The sequence below is a fragment of the Nakamurella aerolata genome (assembly GCF_013002705.1).
GTDB lineage: Bacteria > Actinomycetota > Actinomycetes > Mycobacteriales > Nakamurellaceae > Nakamurella > Nakamurella aerolata.
In genome coordinates this window covers 67,269-92,882 of record NZ_JABEND010000004.1, presented here as the reverse complement: position 1 = coordinate 92,882, position 25,614 = coordinate 67,269, and the positions used below count along the sequence as shown (strand labels likewise).

Below are 25,614 nucleotides of genomic sequence, written 5' to 3'. Positions count from 1 at the left end.
CCGTATGGCGTATCCGAATCATGACCAGAGCGTCACCATGAGCCGAATCCGGTCGGCGAATGGTCATTCCGCTCGCACGCTCCGAGGGGCGTCAACGGTCTGGCGGACGAGAGCCGTCCAACACCGAGCAGCCGCACAGCAGCCGCGGCCCGGCTAACCCGGTGCCGGATCAGACACGGCCAGGGCGCGACCAGGCACGGCCGTCCTGATCCGGCTGCACCTGGCGCGACCAAGACGCGCGTCCGGTGGGACCAGCTAGCTCTGCGTCGGCTGTCGGCGCAGGTCGGTGAGCACACCGGCGCAGTAGTCGAGCAGCGCTGTTCCGCGCAGCGTCGCCGCGCCGATGCGGTTGCCGTCGCCCTCGGTGGGCGGCCGCAGGGTCAGCGCCTTGGTCGCGGCCTTGTACTTGGAGCCCGGGTACAGCCGGGCCATCCGCAGCTGGGCCGACTCCGGCAGCTCCACCCCGCCGAAGCGCAGCCCCTGCGGCCCCAACACCACCTCGGCGACGCCGGCCGCCCTGGCCTGTTCGCGGAACCTGGCCACCGCGAACAGGTTCTCCACCTCCGGTCGCAGCGGGCCGTACCGGTCGGTGAGTTCGGCCCTGATGGCCTGCAGATCGTCCTCGCCGACCGCCTGCGCGATCTTGCGGTAGGCGTCCAGCCGGAGCCGTTCGGTCGGCACGTAGTCGTGCGGGATGCTGGCGTCGATCGGCAGTTCGATGCGGACCTCGGCTGGCTCGGCGTCCTCCCCGGCTGCGCCGTCGGTACCCGGCACGCCCGACTTCGCCGCCGACCGCTTGAACGCGGTCACCGCCTCGCCGACCAGCCGCATGTACAGGTCGAAGCCGACGCCGGCGATGTGGCCGGACTGTTCGGCGCCGAGAATCGAGCCGGCGCCGCGGATTTCCAGATCTCGCATGGCGACGGCCATGCCGGCGCCGAGGTCGGAGTTCTGGGCGATGGTGGCGAGCCGATCGTGCGCGGTCTCAGTGAGCGCCTTGTCCGGTGGATAGAGGAAGTAGGCATAGCCACGCTCGCGGCCGCGGCCGACCCGCCCGCGCAGCTGGTGCATCTGGGAAAGGCCGAGGATCTCCGCGTGGTCGACGATCAGCGTGTTGGCGTTGGAGATGTCCAGCCCGGTCTCGACGATGGTGGTGCAGACCAGCACGTCGAAGTCGCGCTGCCAGAAGCCGTTGATCACCTGTTCAAGGGTGTGCTCGTTCATCTGCCCGTGCGCCACCGCGATCCGCGCCTCGGGGACGGCCTCGCGCAGCCGCTTGGCGACCGCCTCGATGTCGGAGACCCGATTGTGCACGAAGAACACCTGGCCGTCCCTGAGCAACTCACGTCGCACCGAGGCCGCCACCAGCTGATCGTCGTAGGCGCCGACGTAGGTGAGGATCGGGTGCCGCTCCTCCGGAGGGGTGGCGATGGTGGACATCTCCCTGATGCCGGCGAGGCTCATCTCCAGGGTGCGCGGAATCGGGGTGGCGCTCATGGTGAGCATGTCGACGTGGGCGCGCAGCGCGGTGATGTGCTCCTTGTGCTCGACGCCGAAGCGCTGCTCCTCGTCCACCACCACCAGCCCGAGATCGTGATAGCGGACGGTGGGCTGCAGCAGCCGGTGGGTACCGATGACGATGTCGACGCTGCCGTCGGCGAGCCCGGCGATGGTGGCCTTCGCCTCCTCGTCAGAGGTGAAGCGGGACAACCCTTTTACCGTCACCGGGAAGGCTTCCATGCGCTCGGAGAACGTCGCAAGGTGCTGCTGGGCGAGCAGGGTGGTCGGTACCAGCACCGCCACCTGCTTGCCGTCCTGCACCGCCTTGAACGCCGCGCGCACCGCGATCTCGGTCTTGCCGTAGCCGACGTCGCCGGAGATCACCCGGTCCATCGGGACGGGCTTTTCCATGTCGGTCTTGACCTCGTCGATGGCGGCCAGCTGATCGGGAGTCTCGGTGAACGGGAACGCGTCCTCCAGCTCCCGCTGCCACGGCGAGTCCTGGGCGAACGCATGCCCGGGCGACGACGCCCGTGCCGCATACAGCTGCACCAGCTTGCCGGCGATCTCGCGGACCGCCTTGCGGGCCCTGCCCTTGGTCTTGGCCCAGTCCGACCCGCCCATCTTGTTGAGCGCCGGCGCTTCCCCGCCGACGTACTTCGACAGCTGATCGAGCGCATCGGTCGGCACGAACAGGCGGTCACCGGGATGGCCGCGCTTGCTCGGCGCGTACTCGACGACGAGGTATTCGCGTTGCGCCCCACCGGATTGCCGGGACACCAGCTGCACGAACCTGCCGATGCCGTGCTGCGCGTGCACCACGAAGTCGCCGGGTTGCAGGGCCAGCGGGTCGACGGCGTTGCGACGGCGGGCCGGCATCTTGCGTTGTTCAGGGGCGGCGCCGCGATTGCCGGTGAGGTCGGCCTCGGTGAGGATCGCCAGGCCGCTGAACGTTCCGGTGTCGGAGTCCTCGCCGAGCACGAACCCGTCGTCGAGGCAGCCGACGGCAATGGTTGCCACGTCAGACCTGGGTGGGCTGGTCATCGGCTCGGCCGCCAGCGTCACCCCGACGTCGGCATCGGTGAGCCGCTCACCTGCCCTGGCGGCGGTGCCGGCGGCGGGCAGCACCAGCACGGTGCGGCCACCGTCGTCGATGCGGTGTTTGACGTCGTCCACCAGCGCGGCGACGTCGCCACGATAGGCGGGTGCGGCGTGCACCCTGGCACCCGGATCGTCCGCCGCCGCACCGGGTTCGGGAGTGTCGACACCGAACGGGGCCAGTTGCCACAGCGACAGGTCGGCGTCCCGGATGGCGTCGAACACCTCGTCCAGATCACGGTAGGCGGACTCGCCAAGATCGATCGGCGCCTTGCCGCCGGTGGCGGCGGCCATCCAGGACGCGGCCAGGAACTCCTGACCGGTGCGCACCAGATCGGCTGCGCGGGAACGGATTCGTTCGGGGTCGGCCAGCAGCACGTGCGTCCCGGCCGGCATCAGTTCGCTGAGCATGGTCAACCGGCCGGGCAGCAGAGCGGGCAGCAGCGACTCCATGCCCTCCACCCCGACCCCGCCGGCGATCTTGCCGAGCATCTCGGCCAGCGTCGGGTCGCCGGTGGCGTCGGTCGACAGCCGCTGCGCGTGCTCGCGCACCTCGTCGGTCAGCAGGATCTCCCGGCAGGCGGCGGCAACCACCTCGTCCACCTGCTCGAGCGAGCGCTGGTCGGTGACGGCGAAGCTGCGCAGATCGGTGACCTCGTCACCCCAGAACTCGATCCGCACCGGGTGGTCGGCGGTGGGCGGGAATACGTCGACAATGCCGCCACGGACGGCCATTTCGCCGCGCCTTGCCACCATGTCGACCCTGGTGTAGGCCAGGTCGACCAGCCGCGCCACCAGAGCTTCGAAAGCCACCTCGTCGCCGACCCGCAGCCGGACCGGGACGATCTCGCCGAGGTCGGGCGCCATCGGCTGGATCAACGACCTGACCGTGGAAACGATCACCCGCAGCGGCCGCTCGCCCGCCTTGTCCTCCTCGGGATGCGCCAGTCGGCGCAGCACCGCGAGCCGGCGCCCGACGGTGTCGGCGGACGGCGAAAGACGCTCGTGCGGAAGGGTTTCCCAGCTCGGGAAGATCATCGCGGCGCCGGCACCGAGCAGGTCGGTCAGCGACCGGGTCGCGGTTTCGGCCTCGCGCCCGGTGGCCGTCACCAGCAACACCGGCTGGTCGGCGCGGGCCAGCGCCGCCGCGACGAACGGCCTGACCCCGGCAGGGCCGACCAGCCGCCGGGCTGGCGCCCCCGCCGACTCGGCCACCTCGGTGAAGTACGGCTCGGCCAGCACGGCGTCGGTCAGCGCGGCCAGCGGCGCCGGCGGTGCCTGATCGGGTGCCGGCGCTCCGCCCCGGGCGGCATCGACCGCTGGACTGGTGCTGGTGCTCATTGCTTCTCCTGGCTGCCGGTCGATCCACCACACGCGAACAACCCCCACTTCGCCGGAAGCGGGGGTACCCACCCGAGACTACGCCCGGCCGGAGCGGAGTTGGGGGCGGTGGCCCGACCGGGCAGAATGCGCTGACATGAAGCGCTACCTCGTCGCCTACAACCCCGCAGCGGCCGGCCTCGGCAACCGGATGCGGGTGGTGCTGGGCGCCAAGGTGCTGGCCGAGCACGAGGATCGCCGGCTGCTGTACGTGTGGCCGACCGGGCCGAAGTTCGGGCCGAAACTCACCGAGCTATGGGATTTCACCGGTGGGCGCCGGCTGTCGAAGTACCTCTCGCGTGCCCTCGCGCCGTTGGTGCCCTACGGCGACCGCGACGTCCGGAACAGCGCCGGCCCCGACGCCGGCCCGCGGATTCGGCAGATCATGACGGGCGGCGAGCTGCAGCTGCCACCGGGCCTGCGGTCGTGGCGGGACGAGTTCCGCTCGCTTCGCCCTGCGCCACCGATCGCCGAGCGGGTGAACGCCTTTCACGCCGATCAGCTCGGGTCGGAACCCTATGTCGGAGTGCAGATCAGGGCGCACGCCGTCTCGCACGAGAAGACCAAGGCGATGTCGCCGACGTCGTGGTTCGTTGACCGGATGCACCAGATCGAGGACGCCGATCCCGGCGTGCGCTTCTTCGTCTCGTGCGACGTTCCCGAGGTGTTCGAGCAGATCACCGCGGAGTTCCCCACCGCCGTCGGGATCAAGGACAAGGGCGCCTACAACAGCACAGAGGGCGTCACCGGCGGGGTCGCCGACCTTTACCTGTTGGCCGGCTCCGGGTATCTGCTCGGCCCGTACTGGTCAAGTTTCATCGAGCTGGCGCAGCACCTGGCCGGCGATCGGATCACGGTGGAAACCGCCAACGAAACCGCAACCGGCGGCGTCGATTTCACCTCACTGGGCGTCGTCGCCGACCCGTTGCGTCCGGCCGACCGCGGCGGCAGCACCGCCGATCGGCCCGACGCAGGAGCCTGACCGCGCCACACCCGGCGGCTGCTACCGGAGCGCGGCTGCGGTCAGTGCCCCATCTCGTGTTCGGTGGCCTGAATGCGAGCCAACCGCTGGGCACTGGGCCAGCGCACGTTGCTGGCCCACTTGAACTTCTCGAAGATCCAGATGGCCCTGGCCGACAGGTCGAGCTGACCACGCAGCACGCCGTGCCGGGCGCAGGTCGGGTCGGCATGGTGCAGGTTGTGCCAGGACTCGCCGAAGCTCAAGATGGCCAGCGGCCAGAAGTTGGCGGACTTGTCGCGCGCCGCGAACGGCCGCTCGCCGATCATGTGACAGATCGAGTTCACCGACCAGGTGACGTGGTGCAACAGCGCGATGCGCACCAGGCCGGCCCAGAACAAGGCGGTGAGCGCCCCGGCCCAGCTCCAGGTGACCAGGCCACCGATGACGCCAGGGGCAAACACCGACACCAGCGTCCAGGCCCAGAAGTACCTGTCGATCCGGACGATGTCCTTGTCCGCCAACAGATCTGGGGCGAATCGCTTCTGGTTGGTCATGTCCCGGTGGAACAGCCAACCCATGTGCGCATGCCAGAAACCCTTGGCCAGGCTGGCCACCGACGTGCCGAACAGCCACGGCGAATGCGGGTCGCCCTCGCGGTCGGAGAAGGCGTGGTGCCTGCGGTGGTCGGCCACCCAGATGATGACGGGCCCCTGCACCGCCATCTGCCCGACGACGGCCAGCGCGTTGCGCAACCCGCGGTTGGCCTTGAACGAACCGTGGGTGAAGTAGCGGTGGAAGCCGACCGTCACGCCCATGCCGGTGAAGAAGTAGAAGAAGGCGCCGATCAGCAGATCGGACCAGCCGAGCCCCCAGCCCCAGGCGAAGGGCACCGCGGCGATCACCGCGAGCAGCGGCACGAAAGCGAAGCCGTACACCGCGATCTGCGCGGGAATCCCGCGTCGTCCGTCGGTGATCGGCTTCCGGCCCTTGGCCGCGCTGGCCTGCGGCGCGGCCGGCTCGGCTTTGGCCGCCGGAGCGGCAGTGGCGGTGCTGGATTCGGCTCGTGTCATCGACAATCCTCGAACTTGCCCGCCTGTTGCACGGCAGGATTGAGCAGAACTGTACCGGGGCGCGACGCCCCGCAGAGCGCCTGGAGCGATGCCCAAGTTAGGTTCACCTAACTCCTCGTATCGTACGGCACCTGCTGGCGCAGCGACATGGCGGGTCGCCCGGGCGGCGGCGGATTCGTCCATCGCGCCGACAACGCGCGCAGCGCTGCTGGTCACCGGCGCGCCGCTGCGGCCGGCTTCGGAGCTCGCGCTCGCGGCTGACGGCTCGCGGCTCGGACCTCGCGCTCGCGGCTGACGGCTCGCGGCTCGGAGCTCGCGCTCGCGGCAAACAGCTTGGGCCAGCCATGGAATGATGGGGTGACGAGCGCACCACCGCGCTCGGCGTTCCGCCGTGGTGTAACGGCAGCACCTTGGATTTTGGTTCCAATGGTCCAGGTTCGAATCCTGGCGGCGGAGCACTCTCCTCTGTCCCCCCGAAGACGGCCCGGCCGTCCCCCGACGGCCGGGGCCGGGGACACCCCCTCGACACGTGAGAAGAGCGCTGCCGGCGCTCGATCCGGCCGACTCCCTCGGACCGATCATTACTTTCAGTGATCTCAGGGTGACCATTCTCGCCGTTCGTCGCGCGGAGCGAGCTCGCCCTGCCGTGATCGCACATTTCGTCACCGTACGTAGCTGGCTACCTGCGGATTCCACGCTCCGACACCAAGCGAACGGCGGACTGCAATTTCGCCGATCGGCACCGATAATTCAGCCTACTGACGCCGTGGGTGGCCTTCTGATGGGCGCGAATATCACCCTCAGTACATGGTCGGTCGCAGCCGGGCGGTCCAGATCCAGGGCAGCCATTCTCCATCCGCTGTGGTGCATCCGAGGGGCCATCCGAACGGTCCGTTTCGAGGCCTCACCGCGGCAGTTGCACCCCCGACCTGGCACCGCAGGTGCCGAAGCAGCTAGCTGGTGAATCCTCATGTTGTCCGCACTTTCCGCTTTGTTCGTTCCTGCCGCTCACTCCGGCTTGCCCTCCGCCGGAGCCGATACCCACCGCGCCTCCCGGCGCGGTCGCGGGCCCTCGACCGCACCGCGCCGCGCCGGCACCGTGCGCGCTGCCTGCGCCGCGGTGGTCGCGGCCATGGTGAGCCCGCTGAACCCCACCGCGTCCGCCACCCCCGCGTCCGCCACCCCGGCGTCCGCAACCCCGGCGCCCCCGGCACGGGAAGCCGTCACGGCGGCGAGTGTCTGCCCCGCGATGGCCACCCCGGTGATCCAGACGGCCGGGTCGGCCACCCAGGGCCAACGGCTCGCCACCAACCTGGCCGCGGTGTCGGCCTCCGTCGCCGCCGGCTACCGCTCCGGCGTCAAGCCCGTCTTCCAGGCGGCCACCACGCCGAGCAGCGTCCTGGTCGCCGTCTACCACCTGCAGAACACCGCCCGCGCCGACGACATGTTCGTCGCCAAGGGGGCCCAGTTCGACGCGGCCATCAACGGCCAGTACCGCAACCTCGGTGTTGCCTTCTATGCCTCGCCCACCCCGCTCGCGGGGTGCAGCAAACAGGCTGTGCTGTACCGCCATCCAGCGGTCAACCTGCATCGCATCGCCGTCGAGGCGGCCGACGCCAACCCGCTGCTCAACGCGGGCTGGGTGCGGGAAGCAACCGCGTACTACGTCGCCGGTGCGACGGCCGTCCAGCAGCCGGGAAGCCGTGCCCTGCCCACCGGACCCACCGGGCTGACCGCCGGCCCCACCGCAATTCCCGATACCGCCTACCCGGTACCGGCCGGGGCGGTGTTCGTCAGTCCCAGCGGCAACGACGCCGCCGCAGGCACCAAGACCGCGCCGCTGCGCACCCTGGCCAAGGCGGTCAGCAAGGCACCGGCAGGGGGCACCGTTGTGCTGCGCAAGGGCGTCTACCGCGAGTCGGTGACGTTCGGCAAGGCACTCACCATCCAGCCCTACCCGCACGAGCAGGCGTGGCTCGACGGTTCGGTGCCACTGCCCCGATCCGGCTGGAACAAGACGACGAACGGCTACTGGATGAGCTGGTCGACGCCGTCGTTCTGCATGAACGGCTACTACAGCAAGCCGCTCACCGCCCAGGGCACGCAAGGACCGCGTGCCTATGGCGACGCCGCGGCGGGCGCGTCGGCCGACCGTCCCATTCCGCAAGACCCGCAACAGGTGTGGATCAACGGGGTGCCGCAGCGCCAGCTCGCCTTCGGCAGCAAACTCACCGCTGGAACCTTCGCCTACGACTGGGCGAACCGGCGGCTGTACCTGCCGACGGTGCCGACCACGGGCAACCTCGAGGCTGCTGCCAAACCGAACGCCATGATCATCGGCAAGACCAGAGCGACCGTGCGGGGGCTCGGCATCCGCCGGTACGCCACCAGCCAGAGCCCCAACACCAGCCACGGTGCGCTCTACCTCGGGGCATCGGTGGTGGTGCTGGAGCGCAACCTGTTCACCGACATGTCCGCCGGCGCGGTCTCCTACTCCAACCCGCAGCCCGGCTCGCGGGTGGAGTCGAATGTGTTCTACCGCAACGGTTATACCGGCATCCAGGGCAACGGCTCGTCCGCCACCGGAGCCAGGAACGACCTGGTGATCCGCGGCAACCTGCTGGTGAACCAGAACGACCAGAAGTTCGGCAACAAGTGCACCTACGCCTGCGGACCGGCCGCGATCAAGATCGGGCATATGGTCGGTTTCGTCATCAGCGGCAACAAGGTGACGGACACCACGGGCAGCGGGCTGTGGTGCGACCTGGACTGCAGCGACGGCTCGTACCAGTCGAACGTGATCGAGCGCGTCACCAAACACGGAATCTTCGACGAGGTGTCGAACAAGTCGGTGGTCGCCAACAACGTGGTGCGCAACGCCGAAGGGTGCATCACGGTGGCATCGGCCAACGTCACCGTCGCGCACAACACGGTCAGCGACTGCAACTTCGGAATCCGCGTCTACGACGATTCCCGCGCGGACGGCTACGGCGGCTGGGCGATCGGCCCGAACACCACCAACGTCGCGGTGCTCAACAACGTCATCAGCACAACTCGCTTGGCCCTTGACACCTACCCGGGGCTGCCGAAGCTGTCCGCCCCGACCGCCTACCCGGCCAGTTACGCCTCACGGGTCGCCGGGAACGTGATCACCGCGAGCTCGTCGACCGCTCCGGTGGCGCGGTGGAAGGCCAACTACACCGCTAATTCCCGGACGTTCACCATGGCGGAGCTGGCCGCGTACACCGGCGCAACCGGTTGGGAGAAGGGCAGCTATTGGCGATTGGCCGGCAGCGGCATTCCGCTCGGTCCGGTCGCTGTTCCCGCCCAGGCCGCCGCCGCGGCCAAGGCCAGCACCGGCGGCTCCATCCCGGTGGTGGGTGCGGTCGCCGGCAGCTGAGTTCACCGCGGCACGGCGCCCGGCGTCCGGCGGGCGTGGCAGCGGCGCCGTGCTGGCTACCATGTCGGGGTGCCAGCGCCAGCGTCCGCAAGCCCTGCTCCCCCGGAGAACCCGGTGCCGCCCAGCCAGGCGAAACCACCGGGTCTGAGCCAGCCGACGGCCGCCGCGTCGCCCGTCGTCTCCGCGGTGATCGTGCTGGCCGCCGGGGCCGGCACCCGGATGCGGTCGGCGCTGCCGAAGGTGCTGCACCCGATCGCCGGCCGGCCGCTGGTGTGGCATGCGCTGCGCGCCGCCGCCGGGCTGTCCCCCGAGCGGCTGGTGGCTGTGCTGGGCAACGGGCGCGAGCAGGTTGCCGAGTTCTTGCGCGGCGCCGCCGACCTGCCGCCGGTGATCGAGGCCGTGCAAGACCAGCAGCTCGGCACCGGCCACGCCGTCGCCTGCGCACTGGACGCCTTGCGCGGCAACGGTTTCGAACCTGCCGGCACCGTCATCGTGAGCTACGGCGACGTGCCGCTGCTGACCACAGACACGCTGGCCGCGTTGGCCGCGGACCACGCGGCCGCCGGGAACGCCGTCACCGTGCTCACCGCGACGGTCGGCGACCCCACCGGCTACGGCCGCATCACCCGGGACGCCGACGGCGGCCTGGCCGGCATCGTCGAGCACAAGGACGCCACCGACGCGCAGCGCGGCATCACCGAGATCAACTCGGGGGTCTACGCCTTCGACGGTGCCGTGCTGGCCGAGCTGCTCCCCCGGATCGGAAGCGCCAACGCCCAGGGCGAGGTGTACCTGACCGACGCGGTGGCGTTGGCCAAGGCCGACGGCCGCAACGTCGGCACCAGCCATGCCGACGACCCGATCGAGACCGAGGGCGTCAACGACAGGGTGCAACTGGCCCAGCTTTCCGCAGTGCTTCGCGATCGCATTGTGCAGCAGCACCAGCGCGCCGGGGTCACCTTCCTCGACCCGGCCAGCGCCTGGGTGCACACCGACGTGCAGATCGGCCAGGACACCAGCATCGGCCCAGGGGTGCAGCTGGAGGCCGGCAGCCAGATCGGCAGCGGGGTACGGATCGGGCCGGACGTGACGCTGTCGAACTGCCGGGTCGGCGACGGCGCGCAGGTGGTCAGGGCGCACTGTCTGGACTCCGACATCGGCGCCGGCGCCACCGTCGGGCCGTACAGCTACCTGCGGCAGCGCGCGGTGCTCGCCGCCGGCAGCAAGGTCGGCACCTTTGTCGAGCTGAAGAAGACTCAGGTCGGTGCCGGCGCCAAGGTGCCGCACCAGACTTACCTTGGCGACGCGACCGTCGGCGCCGGCAGCAATGTCGGCGCCGGGGTGATCACCGCCAACTACGACGGCACCAGCAAGTTCGAAACCCACATCGGCGCAGCCAGTTTCGTCGGTTCCAACGTGACACTGGTGGCGCCCGTGACCCTCGCCGACGGCAGCTACGTCGCCACCGGATCCACCGTCACCGACGATGTGCCGCCCGGTGCGCTGGCGGTCGCGAGGGGCCGGCAGTACAACTCCGACGGGTGGGTGCTGCGCAAACATCCCGGCACCGCGATGGACCGGGCCGCCCGGTCGGCGGGTGCCGTCGACCGCGACCGCACTGACCCCGGTACCGGCTCCGGTCTTGGGGGCGCCGGCGCCGGCGCAGGGCCGGATGCCACCACCGACGCCATCACCGACGCCACGGGCCGGGAGGACAACCGCGGATGAACGCCATCTCGATGACGAACAGCAAATCACTGATGCTGTTCTCCGGGCGCGCCTACCCGGAGCTGGCCGAGGCCGTCGGCGAGTACCTGGACGTCACCGTCACCCCGCAGCAGGCCTACGAGTTCGCCAACGGCGAGATCTTCGTCCGCTTCGAGGAGAGCGTGCGCGGCAGCGACGCCTTCCTGATCCAGTCGTGCACCAGCCCGATCAACACCTGGCTGATGGAGACGCTGATCATGATCGACGCCCTGAAGCGGGCGTCGGCCAAGCGGATCACCGTGGTACTGCCGTTCTATCCGTATGCCAGGCAGGACAAGAAACACCGTGGCCGGGAACCGATCTCGGCCCGGCTGGTCGCCGACCTGCTGCAGACCGCGGGTGCGCACCGGCTGATGACGGTGGATCTGCACACCGATCAGATCCAGGGCTTCTTCGACGGCCCGGTCGACCACCTGTGGGCACAGCCACTGCTCACCAACTACATTGCCGACAAATACTCCCAGGACGACCTGACCGTCGTCTCCCCCGACTCCGGACGGGTGCGCACCGCGGAACGCTGGGCCGACCGGCTGGGCGGCGCGCCGATCGCCTTCATCCACAAGACCCGCGACCCGGACAAGCCCAACGAGGTGGTGGCGAACCGGGTGGTCGGCGAGGTCGCCGGCCGCACCTGCATCGTGGTGGACGACATGATCGACACCGGCGGCACCATCGCCTCTGCGGTCCGGCAGGTGTTGGCGGCCGGCGCCAAGAAGGCCGTCGTCGCGGCCACCCATCCGGTGCTCAGTGATCCTGCCGCACAACGACTGTCGGAATGCGGCGCCGTCGAGGTGGTGCTCACCAACACCTTGCCGATCCCGCCGGAACACCGCTTCGGTCAGCTCACCGAGTTGTCGGTGGCGCCGCTGATCGGTCAGGCCATCCGCGAGGTCTTCGCCGATGGATCGGTGACCAGCCTGTTCGATGCCTGATTCCGATGCCTGATTCCGATGCCTGATTCTGATGGCTGAGCGGACGCGCGGTGCCGGCAGCGCGGGACGGCCGCCGTCGGTACTGATCGCCAACCCATCGGCCGACGTCTACGGCGCCGATCTGCAGCTGCTGGAAAGCATCACCGGCCTGGTCGATGCCGGCGCGACGGTGCGGGTCTGCGTGCCGTCGGACGGCCCGCTGGTACCGATGCTGCGCGCACGGGGGGCTGCCGTGCAGTTCGTCGCCAGCCCGGTGGTGCGGCGATCGGCGTTGTCATCCAAGGGTTTGGCCGCGCTGGTCGGCGGCAATCTGACCGGGGTGGCTCGGTTGGTGCGGCTGTTGCGCCGGCTTCGCCCCGACGTGGTGCTGGTCAACACCGTGACCATCCCGGCCTGGATCGCCGCCGCCCGGATCGCCCGGGTACCGGTGCTGGTGCACGTACACGAGGCCGAGGACTCCGACAACCGTTGGGTGCTAAAGGGTCTGCTCGCGCCGCTGCTGGGCGCCTCCGGGCTGATCGTCAACAGCAAAGCGGCCGCCGCCGCGCTCACCTCGGTGTACCCGCGACTGCACCGGCGGATCTCGTTGATCTACAACGGCATCCCCGACGTGCCGCCGGCGCCGGCCCCGCCGACCCCGGACCCTGAGACGTTCCGGCTGGCCGCGGTGTGCCGGCTGTCCCCACGCAAGGCACCCGACGTCGCGATCGAGGCGGTGGCACTGCTGCGCACGGCCGGGGTGCCGGCCGTACTGACCATCTACGGCACCCCGTTCGCCGGTTACGAGTGGTACCAGCAGCAGCTCAAGGAGCGGGCGGCGCAGCCGGACCTGGCCGGCGCTGTCACGCTGGCCGGTTACGTCAGCCCGATCTGGGAGGCATTGGCCGCCGCCGATGCGGTATTGGCGCCGTCGCTGCGCGAGCCGTTCGGCAACGCCGTCGTCGAGGCCCAGTTCGCCCGCCGCCCGGTGGTTGCCGCGGCCGCGATGGGGCACCTGGAAACCGTCAACGACGGCGAGACCGGCTTGCTGGTCGAGCCCGGCGATGCGGCAGCCATGGCCGCCGCGGTCCAGCGGCTGATCGACGACCCCGCGCTGGCCGCCCGGCTCGCCGAACGGGGTAGGCAGTGGGCCGTCGAGCGGTTCTCGGTGCACCGCTACCGGCGGGACATCGCTGGAATCGTGCTCAAGTCGCATTGAAAGCACGTTTCGCAATTTCATGTGCGGCATACATCGCGTCAGTCGACAACTGGCGTCCGGACATCGCAATTCTGTTGAGAGTTCATGAGTTCCGCGTCCATCCAACGCGACCGCCATCGACGCCACGAGCCGTCCCATCACCGCACAGGGACATTCAAGCGTTGCCAACAGCCACGGGGGGGGTGTAACATCAGTGAGCTACCTCACTCCGGGGGAAGTTACCTGATTCAAAGGAGAATCATGATGTCGGGGAAGAAGATCATTACATCTATCATTGCCGGACTAAGTGTGCTCGGACTCGGTTTGGTCGTGAATCCGCCCGCCGCCTCCGCAGGAAAGCCGGACTGCAACGGACGGCTGTGTGCATACGGCGAAATCAACTGGGTCGGTCTACTTTCCCCCGCTAGTGCCACGCGTGGTGTGATATTCAACTTCTCGGGTTTGGCCAACGACAAAACGTCGTCATGGTCGAACGAGACTGCAGTGGACGGCGAGTACTATTCAGGTGCAAACCGTGGCGGCAGTCGCTTTTGCGCCAACTACCGGACAGCCAACGGCTGGGTTGGCAGCGGGGCGAATGACATCTTCTCTTCATTTTATCTGTTCAGCAACACGACGACCTGTTCGTGACGAGCGTTGAACCGCTCGCCGTTGAGCATGCGCCGATCATCGCGCTGTCGGGGGTAGCAAAGAAGTATCTGACCCCCTTCGGTGAGGTGATCGCTGCCTCCGACGTCTCCCTGACGGTGCGGCCGGGCGAGATGCTGGTGCTAGTTGGTGCCAGTGGAAGCGGTAAGACCACGCTTCTGAACCTGATGGCTGGCCTGGTTTCTCCGGACGAAGGGGATATCACGGTTGCCGGAGTTGATGTTGCCAACGCGTCTGTTGACCGGCTGATTTCTTTGCGACGGAATCATGTGAGTGTGATCTTCCAGGAATACAACCTGGTCGCGTTACTGACTGCCGCCGAGAACATCTCGTTGCCGTTGACCGTCCGCGGGGTCTCCAAAGCGGAAGCTGCGGCTGCCGCCGACCAGGCGCTGGCGGCCGTCGGGTTGCCGCAGTTGGGCGACCGGTTCCCGGCGGAGCTGTCCGGCGGGCAACGGCAGCGGGTCGCCATTGCGAGGGCGCTGGCCCTGCCCGGCGAGGTGGTATTGGCCGACGAACCAACAGGGTCGGTGGATACCAGCACCGCACGAGGCGTGATGTCGGCGCTCCACGACCTACGCACTGCCGGCCGCGCCGTGGTGGTGGCCACGCACGATCCGGCGTTCCGAGAGGTCGCCGACCGGGTACTGACCGTTCGCGACGGCGAGGTCGGCGCAATGGAAGGTGTCGCTTGAGCGGCCTCGGCCTGCTGGTGCGCCGCATCGCACTGGCCGGCGGGTGGCGGTCAGTGCTCACCATTGCGCAAGTCCTGGTGATCGCAGCCCTCACAGTCACCGGCGCCGTCCTGCTCGCCGCCCTCAACGACACTCAGGACCGACTGATCGCGGTGGTGAACAACGGGGCTAACGCGTCGTTGGCCATTGAGCCAACGCCCGCAAGCCTGACCAGCACACTGTCGCGGCTACCTGCGGGGCTCGATCCGCAGCCCAAGGTCATCGACACTCTCATGCCGGTCCAGGCCAACGGAATGGTCGGCACCGAATATTTCATGCAGCGAAATTTCAGCGGTCCTGCCGGCGGCAATTATCGAGTCGACAGCGGACGGTTACCTACCGCCCCCTCGGAGGTGGCGATTTCTCCGTCGGCAGCCCGGCAGTATCGGTTGGCCGTCGGCGGGACGATCGCGCTGGAGCTCGACCACGACCGTCCGGCGCGCGTGGTAGGAATCGCCCGGCAGCGCGATGATTTCCGCCAATCATTCGTGATCGCCGCCCCGGGCACCTGGGAGGCGTTGCGCCCTTCGGCCGCAGTGGCCGCAGCGCTGGCCCCTTCCGTTGATATCGCCGTAAATCTGAACACCGCCGACGGCACGACAGTTGCTGCGATATCCCAGCTTGGCAACCTCACCTTCTCCAGCGACATTCCCTCACGCAAGCCCATCTACCTGCGGCTGATCGCCGTCATCGGGTTCCCGATGCTGGCATTGGCCGGCGCAGCAGTTGGCGCCGTTCTGGTCGTGCGACTGCGGTGGCAGGTAGACGAATTCACCTTGCTCGCCGCTGTCGGCGTTCCTCAGCGAACCGTGCGCGCGGCCGTCCTCATCAGCTCGGCGGCGCTGATTACCGGCGGCGTTCTCGGTGGCCTGGGACTGGCCCTGGTGGCGGCGCCGTTACTGGCGGGACCGGCTGAGCAGATCGCCCAGCGGCAGTTGGATCTCTCCTTCCCTCCGGCTGAAGTGCTGATAGGGGTTGCCGCTGTGATCGTGGCCGCCGGATTGGCAGTCGTCATTGGATACGGGCGCGTGCAAACTGCGGTACTGCGTTCGGGTGGTGGTGGCCGTGCCGCCGGCGAGGGAACCATCAATCGGCAAGAGGGTTCGACCCGACGAATCGTCCAGTTCTGCGGCGTCGTTCTGCTCGCTTCTCTACTGGTCACCGGCCCCAGTAGCGAGGCAGCCATGGGACTGGTGGTTGTCGGCTGTCTCGTCACATTGAGCGCAACTGCTCCAGATCTGCTGCGGATGGCGCATGCCACCCTTGGCCGCACCGCGTCGCCGGTGGGAATGGCCAGCCGGTGGGCCAGCAGAGAGCGGTGGCGGGCCGGCGCCATCGCGACCGTGGTGATGGCGAGCCTGGTGCTCCCTGCGGCGCTGCTGGTCCGCTCCACCTCTTACGCGCAGACCAATGCCGACCGGGCGAGCACCAACGTTCTGCCCGGGCAGCTCGAGATTCTGAGCCCCACGCCGCTGCCCGCGGCGCAACTTGAGCGCCTGAGCACGATCGCAGGCGCCGCCCCTGTGGTCGCAAGAACGGCGGTGGGCAGAAACGGAGTTCCAGCGGGTCTGCGTGACTTCACCAGCAACGGGACCGTCGGCGCCATCGACGACCCTGCGGCAACCGAAGAGCTTTGGGGGTTCGCTCTCGCTCCGCAGTCCATCGCCGATCTCCGGGCCGGGAAGCTCGTCGTGTTCGACCCAGCCGGCCCTCGGGCTGTCACGGCCGTCCTCGACTGGAGCGAATCACCCGGCACAGCAGGGTCAAACCAGGCCACCGTGCCTTCGGCACCAGCACACCTAGCCAGCCCTGCCACCGCAAGGGTGAGCATCCCCGGGGCGTTGATCCTGTCCACGCAGCTACCCGCCGGACTCACCACGGACAGTTCGACGGAGTATCGGTTCGCCGATGCGGCGTCCCAGCTCGCTCAGATGCAAAACGCTGCGGCCGACATGGAGATACCGCCGTCCGCCGTCCGCGCCTACCGAGCCATCTCCTCAGAACCACCGGGGCCCGAAGTGGAGATGTCCGCACTGGTGGCCGCGATCGCCTGCGTGTTGCTGTCGCTATTACTCACCGCCCAGGCCATGCGTGAATGGCGCCGCGAGCTGTTTCAATTGGCCGACCTCGGGTACTCCAGGGGCGGCATCGCCCGGATCGCTGTGTGGGCTGCGTTGATCGCCGGGACAGTTGGGGCCCTACTCGGCGTGATCGGCGGGGCCGTCATCAGCGTCGCGAACGTGCGAACCGAAGGTGCCGGAACGGACATCCCGTGGTTGGGGCTGCTGACCCTCGCGGCCGGGGCGGTGGCTGTTCAAGCAGCGGCGGGCGTCGCTGCGGGAGCGAGCGCACGCCGCGCCTACTCACGCCATCCGCTCGCCCCCCGAAGCAGGTGACGCGCACCGGCGGGAACAAACTCCCGGGCACATCCGAACCACCCGCCGCCAACAGCGACGGCCTCCCGGGTTCGGCATCAAGTGCCACCACGACCACGAGCCCAGCACTGCGGCTGAGCACCGGACGCATGCCGCCTCCTTCGGTCCCTTCGATGGACACCCCCGAGCTGCGTGACCGGATAATTTTCGGCTGATATGCTCGGTGACAAGAAAATCTCTTGCCTGGAGGTGCACAGTGACCGGATCTGTTCTCGACCCGGCGATTGCTGCCGATGCCGGCTCGGAGACCGCCGACGGCTTTCCGGCGGCGGCCGACCCGGCCGTCGCCGAGCAACTGCTGAGCAGCCCCGCCTGGGCGAGCGTGAAGGCCGGCGTCACCGAGCTGCGTGAGCTGCAGCAGGCCGACGGCGCGCTCGCCGACGGCGCCGACACCGAGCTGGCTCGCGGTCTGGTCGACCGCATCGCCGCTGCGCTCGGCCAGCTCACCGAGCTGCTGCCGCACGATGCCCGCTACCTGGCCGCCGCCCAGCGCGATCTGCGCCGCTGGGCAGACAAAGGCTTCGGCGTTCCCGACTTTCTCGACTCGCTGGTGGCCTTCCAGCCGGCAGCAGACCGCCGCGACAACCTGGTGCATGCGGTGGTATTCCCCATGTACACCCAGAACGGTAACCCCGACCACAACCTGGAAGCCGTTGCGCTGCAAGTGCTCTGGCCGGAGTTCATCGCCGAGCTGGAGGCCGGCGACTACTCCAACAAACTGTTCCTGCCGATCCGCTTCCTGGATTTCACCGCAGGTTACGACACCAACTCGGCGGTGCTGTTCCCGGAAACCATTGCCATGCGCGAGCTTCCGAAGTTCACCTGGGGCGGCATCTTCGCCGACCGCGAGGCCGCTCGGTTCCGCCGGGTGGTGTCCGAAGCCGCCGAGGTCACAGGGCTGAACATGCCGGAGCGGGCCAAGCAGCTGGTGGCAGACCAGCAGTTGGCCGAGCAAACCTTCGTGATGTGGGACCTGATCCACGACCGCACCCACATGCACGGCGACCTGCCGTTCGATCCGTTCATGATCAAGCAGCGGATGCCGTACTTCCTGTACTCCCTCGAAGAGCTGCGCTGCGACCTGACGGCGTTCCGGGAGTCGGTCGCGCTGGCCAAGCAGGGCCACAGCCACGCCGACCTGGTGCAGTACGCGGTGATCTTCGACCGCATCTTCCGCTTCCCGATCACCGGCAACCGCACCCGCAACTACGACGGCCTCGGCGGCCAGCTGCTGTTCGCCTGGTTGCACCAGGCAAACGTGTTGCACTGGACCGACAATCGCCTGTCGATCGACTGGGACCGGGTCACCGAACCGGTGCTCGAACTGGGCCGGCGCATCGAAGACCTGTACTGGCGCTCCATCGACCGTCCGAAGATGGCGCACTGGATCGCCGCCTACGACCTGATCGCCGGAACCCTCACCCCGCACCCGCTTTCGGCCTGGAACCGGCACCGCGCCGGCGACCTTTCCGCGCTGCCGCTGGACGGATTGCCCAAGGGACTGACCGACGCGGTGCTCCCCGACGAGTTCCCGCTGTCGATGTTCTACGAAGCGTTGAAGAAGAAGATGAAGGGCGTCGTCGAATCGACGTCAGGCATCACCGCCGCCAGCGCGCGCTGAGCGGCACCACCACAGATCAACGGCCGGGGGCCGCCGCGGGCGGCGGGGTGTCGCGGCGTCCCGGCCGTGCTCTCTTGTGCCGGTACAGCCGGCTGTCCGCCGCATGCAGCAGCTTCAACGCGTCGATGCCGGCCTCGCTCCGATTCCAACCCACCGACCACGACACCCGCACCGCCTGCTGACCCACCCAGATCGGTTGCGCCAGCACGGTTGTCAGCTCCGCCGCGGCGGCAGCCACCTGCTCGTCCGTGCTCTCCTCGGCCAGCAGGACAACGAACTCGTCGCCGCCGATCCTGGCGGCAACGCTGTCGCTGCGCGGGCTCAGGTGGCGGTTGGACTTGACCCAGCCGGCGATCCGCCGGCCGACCTCGGCCAGCACGGCGTCACCGCCGGTGTGGCCGAAACTGTCGTTGATCGTCTTGAAGTCGTCAAGGTCGGCGAACAGCAACACCGCCCCGCGCCGCGACAGCAACGCATCCAAATCTTCAAAGAGCCCAAACCTGTTGGCCAGCCCGGTAAGTGCGTCCGTTCTGGCCTGCTCGGTGCGCCGGCCGATCACCACAAGGGTCTGCCAGATGGCCGCCATCAAGATCCCGGCAAGCACCATCAGCCACGGTGCGACCACCAGAATCAGCACGAACAACGGTGTCGCGGCATAACTGACCCACCAGCGCCCGTCGTGCCGAGCGATGATCACTGCACCGGCGCGGAAGCTCCGCCCCCGCACCGCCCGGTCCACCGTCGTCCACAGCACCAGGTTGGGGACCACGAACACCGGAACCGCCACCAGCGATCGGGAGATGATCTGCCACTCGTCCGGGGTCAACACCGGCTCCGGCCCGAACACCAGATGAACGGCCAGCGCCACCGAGAAGGTCTGCACGGCGGTGAAGCTGACGCTCAATAGCAGCCGCCATAGCCGGATCCGGCCGTACATCAACACACACAGGCCGCCCACCACCACCAGCGGCGGTACCGCCGCGAACCCCTACGCCACCACGATCGCCACCTGCAGCGCCGCCGACCGAGAGATCGGGCGACGCAGGGTCCGCACATCAGAGGCCCACGGCAGCAGCAGGTACAGGTCCATCATCAGCACGCTGGCCAGTCCAAGCCAGATGCCGGGACCGTCGAGCACCCACGCCGGGCCGGTCGCATCCAGAGCGCCGCTGCCGAGAAGGGAGGCGGTCGCGGCGGCGTAGATCAGACCCGCGGTGAGTCGCACCCGGCCGGGTACCCGACGCCAGGGTCGGTCCACCACCCGGGGCGAATCGCCCGACGTCGTTGGCGTCTGTCCCGACCTCACCGGCACATGGTAGGAGGTATCCGGCACACCGCTACCGCCGTTGTTCGTGTTGTTGGTCTCTCCCCGCGGGCCGGACGCCGGTCAGGAGGCAGCAGCCGACCGGGCAGCACCAGGGTCGTCACCGCCGCGGCGCAGGTGCTTGCGCCGGTAGAGCTCCCGATCGGCGGCACGCAGCACATCAAGCGGCTGCTCCGTCCGGCGGCTGCGGTGCCACCCGTAGGAGCACTCCACGGTCACCACCAGATCGCCCAGCTTGATCGGACAAGCAACCTGTGCGCTCAGCTCGGTGGCGAAATCGTTCACCTGCCGATCGGTGCAGCGTTCGGCCAACAGCACGACGAACTCGTCACCGCCGATGCGTGCCGCGAAGGTGTCGGTGGGGGCCCGCAGCTCGCGGTGCTCGGCGGCGCAGCGGCGGATGCGGCGACCCAGTTCAGCCAGCACCCGATCGCCGGTCGGGTGGCCGTGGGTGTCGTTCACCTGCTTGAACAGGTCGATGTCGGCGAACAGCAGCACCACACCGTTGGCGGGGAGCAGCTCGTCGAGATCGTCCAGCAGGGCGCTCCGGTTGGCCAGCCCGGTCAGCGCGTCGGTGCGGGCCTGCCGGTTGAGCCGCCCGGCCACCACCAACGCCTGCCACATCACCGCGATCAACAAGCCGACAAGCGGCAGCAGCAGCGGTGCCGTCAGCATCAGCCACGCCAACACCGGCGTCAGCGCAAAGCCGACCAGCCAGAACCGGGTGTCGCGGTAGACCACCAGCGCCGCCCCCAGCAGGCCGCGGCGGCTGCTGACGCCGATGATCCATCCACTGACGATGGTGTTGATCAGCACCCACACCAGCGAACCCAGCACCGACGCCACCAGCACCACCAGCGGCGTCGGCCCTGGCTGCGAGCCGTGGGCTGGGTCGGAGCCGACGACCCAGCCGAGCACGCCGGCCACCCCACCGGCCTGCAGCACCGCGAACGCCACGTTGACCCCGACCCGCCAGGCCCGCCGCTGTTCGATGACGAGCAGGTAACTGGCTCCCAGCAACGGCATCAGCAGCACCGCCGGCCACCCAAAAACGTAGACAACCGCCACCAACAGCGGGGCTGCCCTGGAGATGGGGCGACGCAGGCTCGGCACGTCGGCAGCCCAGGGCGCGAGCGGATAGAGGTCCATCAGCACCACGAGCAACACGCTGATCCAGAGTCCGGGACTGGTCAGCATGTCCGCCGCCGCGTGCGGAGTGCTGCGCCATGCCGCCACCACCAACACCGCGATCGCGCCGAGGATCAGCGTCGCCGCCACCGACTTCACCAGCGGTGGGACGTCGCTCCACGGGCGCTCCGGCATCGGTTCGGTGGCTGCCGCCGAACCTGACGCCCCTGTCGCCCGCGCGCGCATGACGCGATGGTAGGCCGGTGCCGACCCAGCGGCACTCAGCTGTGCGAAAGCTGTGACCGGGCCGTGCCCATCGGTGCGACAGCGCGACGGCCGGGCCCTACCCTGATCCGCGTGACCCAGCCCAACCAACAGCCGAGCCAGCAGTCAAGTCAGCAGTCGAGTCAACAACCGTCGAGCCGACAACAGCCAGGCGGGCAGCAGACTGACAGTGCATCCAGTGCATCCAGCGCAACCAACACCGCCGCCGACGCACCGGTGGTGGTGGTGACCGGAGCTACCGGGCCGGCCGGCATCGAGACCTCCCGGCGGTTGGCCGCGGCCGGCCGGCGCGTGGTGGCCGTCGGGCGCAACGCCGACGCGCTGACCGCACTCGCCGCCGGGGTGCCCGGTCTGGCCGCGACGGAACAGGTCGACCTCACCGACCAGGCCGCCGCCGAGGCGCTGGCCCAGCGCCTGGCTGACAAGTTCGGCAGGGTTGACGCGCTGGTGCATCTGATCGGCGGCTGGCGCGGCGGCAAGGGCTTCACCGCTAACTCCGAGGACGACTGGAAGTTCTTGTCCGGCAACCTGATCGACACCCTGCGCCACACCACGCTGGCGCTGCACGATCAGCTGCTGGCGGCGCCGGCCGGCCGCGCGATCATCGTCAGCGCCAAGGCCGCCGGCCGGCCGACAGCCGGCGGCGCCAACTACGCCACCGCCAAAGCCGCCGCAGAGGCCTGGCAGCGCGCGCTGGCAGACTCGTTCCGGCGCAAGCAATCCGGTCGCAAGACCGACCCGGTGCCGCAGACCGCCGCCGCGGTGATCGGCGTCATCACCGCGATCGGCGACAAGCCCGGGTTCACCACGGCAGCGGCCCTCGCCGACTGGGTCCTCGACACTCTCGATGAGCCGGACGCAGACCGGATCAACGGTGAACGGCTGCCGCTGCCGGCGAATCCCCCCGCTGGTCCCCCGGCTGACGCGCCCCCGATTGCACCCGCTGCCGGTTCCCCCGCTGCACCCGCTGACGCGTCCCCCGCTGACGCCCCCGGTCCAGCGGCGGGCGGCGGGCCGGCCTGATGCCCGTCCCGGAGTTCGTCACCGCGCTGCGCAGCAAGATCGGGACCGATCCGCTGTGGTTGATCGGCTGCACCGCCGTGGTGACCCGCGGCGATGCCGCCGCCCCGCAGTTGCTGCTGGTGCGGCGCGCCGACAACGGGGCGTGGACCCCGGTCACCGGAATCGTCGACCCCGGCGAGCATCCGTCCGTCGCCGCCGTCCGCGAGGTGCTCGAGGAGACGGCGGTAACAGCGAAGGTGGTGCGACTGGCGCAGGTCGGGGTCACCCGGCAGGTCCGCTATCCCAACGGCGACCAGACTCAATACCTCGATCTGACCTACCGGCTCCGCTACCGCACCGGCCGGCCGCGCCCCGCCGACGACGAAAACACCGACGCGCGTTGGGTTCCGGTGGCCGAGCTCGGTGCTGCCGGCAATCGTTGGGGGCTCTCGGCAGCGATGCAGGCAAGGGTGAGCGCGGCGCTGGCGGACGAGGCCGCCCCCCGCCAGGTGCTGCTGGAGGGCTGACCGCCAGACTGGAGGGCATGCCCGCCCCCTCCAGCTCCGCTCCCGATGTCGCGGCCGCGTCTTCCCAGCCGCAGTCCCCTCGGCCGCAGTCCCCTCAGCCGCAGCCGCTGCACGACCCGGCCGCCCGCGCGTTCGCCTCGGACAACTACGCCGGCGTGCACCCTGAGGTGATGGCGGCGTTGGCCGCCGCCAACGGCGGGCACCAGATCTCCTACGGCGAGGACGTGTACACCGAGCATCTGCAACAGGTGCTCGCCGAGCACTTCGGTGCCGGCACCGTCGGATTCCCGGTGTTCAACGGGACCGGGGCGAATGTGCTGAGCCTGCAAGCACTGTCACCCCGCTGGGGTGCGGTGGTGTGTGCGGAGACCGCGCACATCCACACCGACGAGAACGGCGCGCCGGAACGCGTCGGCGGGTTGAAGCTGCTGACCGTTCCGACGCCGGACGGCAAGCTCACCCCCGAGCTGATCGACCGGCAGGCCTGGGGTTTCGGCGACGAGCACCGGGCGCAGCCGCTGGTGGTGTCGATCACCCAGACCACCGAACTCGGCACCTGTTACCAGCCGGAGGAGATCGCCGCCATCGCCGACCATGCGCACCGGCTCGGCATGAAGGTGCACCTGGACGGATCGCGGCTGGCCAATGCGGCCGCCACCCTTGACCGACCGCTGCGCGACATCACCACCGACGCGGGCGTCGACGTGATCAGCTTGGGGGGCACCAAGAATGGCGCGCTCGGTGTGGAGGCGGTGGTGCTGCTCGCCGACACCGACGGGCGTCGCCGCGCCGGCGCCGACGCCGCGGACGCGCTGCGCTACCTGCGCAAGCAGGACATGCAGTTGAACTCGAAAATGCGCTTCGCCTCGGCGCAGCTGATCGCCCTGTTGGAGGGCGATCTGTACCTGCGCTCGGCGCGGCACGCGAACGCGATGGCGCAGCGGCTGGCCGCCGGGGCCAAGGCCATCGACGGGGTGCGGATCACCCAGCCGGTGCAGGCCAACGGTGTGTTCGCGGTGCTCGACAAGGCCGCCGCCGAGCGTTTGCGTGCCGATTTCCGGTTCTACGACTGGAATCCCGCCACCGGCGAGGTGCGTTGGATGTGCTCGTGGGACACCACCGAGGCCGATGTCGACGCTTTTCTCGACGCGCTGCGCCGGGCCGTCGCGGCCGGTTGATCTGGCCGGCCGGCCGCTCCGGTCGGCGCCATGGCCGGCGCCTGACCCGGCCGCGCAGCACCGGCAGCGCCGGCCCACCTACGCTGGTGCGGTGCGCTCACTTGGACCTGCCGACGTCGCCGCAGCGGCGGACCGGATCAGCACCTGGGTGACGCCTACCCCGCTGCAACGCAGCGCCCGGCTCTCCGAACTCACCGGCGCCACCGTGCTGCTTAAACGTGAAGACCTGCAACCGGTTCGCTCGTACAAGCTGCGCGGCGCCGTCAACCTGATCGCCGGCCTGGACGAGGCGGCCCGCCGGCGTGGCGTGGTGTGCGCCAGCGCCGGCAACCACGCCCAGGGAGTGGCGCTGGCCTGCGCCGAGCTGCAGGTGCCCGCCACCATCTTTCTGCCGAGCACGACGCCGCGGCAGAAACGCGACAGGGTCGCCGATCTCGGCGGCAAGCAGGTGACGATCGTCGTCGGCGGGGAAACTTACGACGACGCCGCGGCCGCCGCCCTTGACCTCGCCACCGACACCGGCGCGGTGATGGTGCCGGCGTTCGACGACCAGCGGATCGTCGCGGGGCAGGGCACGGTGGCCCGAGAGATCGTCGAGCAACTGGGCAGGCTGCCCGATCTGCTGCTGGTGCCGGTCGGTGGCGGCGGACTGCTGGCCGGCTGCGTGGCCGCCATCGGTGGCAGCGACGCCGACGACCGGCTGGTCGGTCTCGAACCGGCCGGCGCCGCCAGCATGACGGCGGCGCTGCGGCACGGTGCACCGGTGCGGCTGGACAAGATCGACTCGTTCGCCGACGGCACCGCGGTGCGCAGGGTCGGTGAGGTGACGTTCCCGATCGTGCGGGACAGCGGTTGCCGGGTGTCGACCGTCGCCGAAGGCGCGATCTGCGTCGAGATGCTGGCGCTCTATCAGACCGAGGGCATCATCGCCGAGCCGTCGGGGGCCATGGCGTCCGCGGCGTTGAGCGACCCCGACCAGTTGGCGCAGTTGCCGATCCGGCAGGGACAGACCGTGGTGGCCGTGGTGTCCGGCGGTAACAACGACGTCAGCCGCTACGGCGAGGTGGTGGAGCGGGCGCTGATCCACGAGGGCCGCAAACACTCTTTCCTCGTCGAGTTCCCGCAGGAACCGGGCGCGCTGCGGCGCTTCCTCGACGACGTGCTCGGCCCGGACGACGACATCGCCCTGTTCGAGTACGTCAAGCGCAACAACCGCGAGTTCGGCCCGGCATTGGTCGGGCTGGAGCTGGGCAGTCGTGACGATCTGGAACCGCTGCTGCGCCGGATGGCTGCGTCGCCGATCACCGTGCAGCCGGTGCCGCCGGACAGCCCGCTGTTCGGGCTGTTTCTCTCGTAGCCGTCTCGCGGTTCGCTACCGGCTCTGTCCCCGTTCGCTTCCAGCCGGCGGTTGCCTGCGTTGCCTGCG

At 69.3% G+C, this 25,614-nt stretch carries 19 protein-coding genes and 1 tRNA gene; 14 read left to right on the top strand and 6 right to left on the bottom strand.

Features of this window, described 5'->3' with window-relative positions; genetic code table 11:
• Positions 1–255: 255 nt before the first annotated feature.
• Positions 256–3,939 carry a transcription-repair coupling factor gene (mfd, locus tag HKD39_RS08920; protein ID WP_171199526.1) on the bottom strand — a complete coding sequence of 1,228 codons (3,684 nt, stop codon included), beginning with the start codon at positions 3,937–3,939 and terminating at the stop codon, positions 256–258.
• Between the two features lie 136 nt (positions 3,940–4,075).
• Here mfd and HKD39_RS08915 point away from each other — a divergent pair, with 136 nt between their 5' ends.
• A complete protein-coding gene (locus tag HKD39_RS08915; RefSeq protein WP_171199525.1) occupies positions 4,076–4,960 on the top strand; it encodes an O-fucosyltransferase family protein in 885 nt (294 codons plus the stop codon).
• Positions 4,961–5,001: 41 nt separating this feature from the next.
• Here the strand turns inward: HKD39_RS08915 and HKD39_RS08910 are convergent, their stop codons facing one another.
• Positions 5,002–6,009, bottom strand: a complete 1,008-nt coding sequence (locus HKD39_RS08910) for an acyl-CoA desaturase (protein ID WP_171199524.1) — start codon at positions 6,007–6,009, stop codon at positions 5,002–5,004.
• A 385-nt stretch (positions 6,010–6,394) separates the two neighbouring features.
• On the opposite strand from HKD39_RS08910, the gene HKD39_RS08905 reads away from it, so the two are divergent.
• Positions 6,395–6,465 (top strand) — tRNA-Gln (locus tag HKD39_RS08905).
• A gap of 552 nt (positions 6,466–7,017) precedes the next feature.
• Here HKD39_RS08905 and HKD39_RS08900 read toward each other — a convergent pair.
• Positions 7,018–7,236 carry a hypothetical protein gene (locus HKD39_RS08900; RefSeq protein WP_171199523.1) on the bottom strand — a complete coding sequence of 73 codons (219 nt, stop codon included), beginning with the start codon at positions 7,234–7,236 and terminating at the stop codon, positions 7,018–7,020.
• A 22-nt stretch (positions 7,237–7,258) separates the two neighbouring features.
• Between HKD39_RS08900 and HKD39_RS08895 the strand changes: the two genes are divergently transcribed.
• The 8 genes from HKD39_RS08895 to HKD39_RS08860 all read left to right on the top strand — a co-directional run bounded on the left by HKD39_RS08895 (position 7,259) and on the right by HKD39_RS08860 (position 18,744).
• Complete coding sequence (locus HKD39_RS08895; RefSeq protein ID WP_171199522.1) at positions 7,259–9,409, top strand: right-handed parallel beta-helix repeat-containing protein; 2,151 nt, start codon at positions 7,259–7,261, stop codon at positions 9,407–9,409.
• Between the two features lie 144 nt (positions 9,410–9,553).
• Entirely contained in the window at positions 9,554–11,137 is a 1,584-nt protein-coding gene (gene glmU, locus HKD39_RS08890; protein WP_246232339.1) for a bifunctional UDP-N-acetylglucosamine diphosphorylase/glucosamine-1-phosphate N-acetyltransferase GlmU, read from the top strand.
• The gene (locus HKD39_RS08885; protein WP_171199521.1) at positions 11,134–12,108 is read left to right on the top strand and encodes a ribose-phosphate diphosphokinase; all 975 of its coding nucleotides are present in this window, start codon (positions 11,134–11,136) and stop codon (positions 12,106–12,108) included. The genes glmU and HKD39_RS08885 overlap by 4 nt, the downstream gene beginning before the upstream one ends.
• A 31-nt stretch (positions 12,109–12,139) precedes the next feature.
• On the top strand, positions 12,140–13,306 hold the full coding sequence (locus HKD39_RS08880; RefSeq protein ID WP_171199520.1) for a glycosyltransferase family 4 protein: 1,167 nt from the start codon (positions 12,140–12,142) through the stop codon (positions 13,304–13,306).
• 240 nt (positions 13,307–13,546) lie between these two features.
• A complete protein-coding gene (locus HKD39_RS08875) occupies positions 13,547–13,936 on the top strand; it encodes a peptidase inhibitor family I36 protein (RefSeq protein ID WP_171199519.1) in 390 nt (129 codons plus the stop codon).
• A complete protein-coding gene (locus HKD39_RS08870) occupies positions 13,933–14,649 on the top strand; it encodes an ATP-binding cassette domain-containing protein (RefSeq protein WP_171199518.1) in 717 nt (238 codons plus the stop codon). Before HKD39_RS08875 ends, HKD39_RS08870 begins: the two co-directional genes overlap by 4 nt.
• Positions 14,646–17,084 carry an FtsX-like permease family protein gene (locus HKD39_RS08865; protein ID WP_171199517.1) on the top strand — a complete coding sequence of 813 codons (2,439 nt, stop codon included), beginning with the start codon at positions 14,646–14,648 and terminating at the stop codon, positions 17,082–17,084. Before HKD39_RS08870 ends, HKD39_RS08865 begins: the two co-directional genes overlap by 4 nt.
• A 235-nt stretch (positions 17,085–17,319) precedes the next feature.
• Positions 17,320–18,744, top strand: coding sequence for a DUF6421 family protein (locus HKD39_RS08860; RefSeq protein WP_212754316.1), 1,425 nt, complete (start codon positions 17,320–17,322; stop codon positions 18,742–18,744).
• Between the two features lie 16 nt (positions 18,745–18,760).
• Here the strand turns inward: HKD39_RS08860 and HKD39_RS20435 are convergent, their stop codons facing one another.
• From HKD39_RS20435 to HKD39_RS08845, 3 genes are all read right to left on the bottom strand, one after another.
• Entirely contained in the window at positions 18,761–19,705 is a 945-nt protein-coding gene (locus HKD39_RS20435; RefSeq protein WP_171199516.1) for a diguanylate cyclase domain-containing protein, read from the bottom strand.
• 27 nt (positions 19,706–19,732) lie between these two features.
• The gene (locus tag HKD39_RS08850; RefSeq protein WP_171199515.1) at positions 19,733–20,050 is read right to left on the bottom strand and encodes a hypothetical protein; all 318 of its coding nucleotides are present in this window, start codon (positions 20,048–20,050) and stop codon (positions 19,733–19,735) included.
• An 81-nt stretch (positions 20,051–20,131) separates the two neighbouring features.
• Complete coding sequence (locus tag HKD39_RS08845; protein WP_171199514.1) at positions 20,132–21,442, bottom strand: GGDEF domain-containing protein; 1,311 nt, start codon at positions 21,440–21,442, stop codon at positions 20,132–20,134.
• Between the two features lie 111 nt (positions 21,443–21,553).
• Here HKD39_RS08845 and HKD39_RS08840 point away from each other — a divergent pair, with 111 nt between their 5' ends.
• From HKD39_RS08840 to ilvA, 4 genes are all read left to right on the top strand, one after another.
• Positions 21,554–22,504 (top strand): SDR family NAD(P)-dependent oxidoreductase, encoded by a 951-nt coding sequence (locus HKD39_RS08840; RefSeq protein ID WP_171199513.1) that lies wholly within the window; start codon positions 21,554–21,556, stop codon positions 22,502–22,504.
• Positions 22,504–23,010 (top strand): NUDIX hydrolase, encoded by a 507-nt coding sequence (locus tag HKD39_RS08835; RefSeq protein ID WP_171199512.1) that lies wholly within the window; start codon positions 22,504–22,506, stop codon positions 23,008–23,010. The genes HKD39_RS08840 and HKD39_RS08835 overlap by 1 nt, the downstream gene beginning before the upstream one ends.
• Positions 23,011–23,027: 17 nt before the next feature.
• On the top strand, positions 23,028–24,188 hold the full coding sequence (locus tag HKD39_RS08830) for a threonine aldolase family protein (RefSeq protein WP_171199511.1): 1,161 nt from the start codon (positions 23,028–23,030) through the stop codon (positions 24,186–24,188).
• Between the two features lie 91 nt (positions 24,189–24,279).
• Positions 24,280–25,545, top strand: a complete 1,266-nt coding sequence (gene ilvA / locus HKD39_RS08825) for a threonine ammonia-lyase IlvA (protein WP_343074652.1) — start codon at positions 24,280–24,282, stop codon at positions 25,543–25,545.
• Positions 25,546–25,614: the final 69 nt, after the last annotated feature.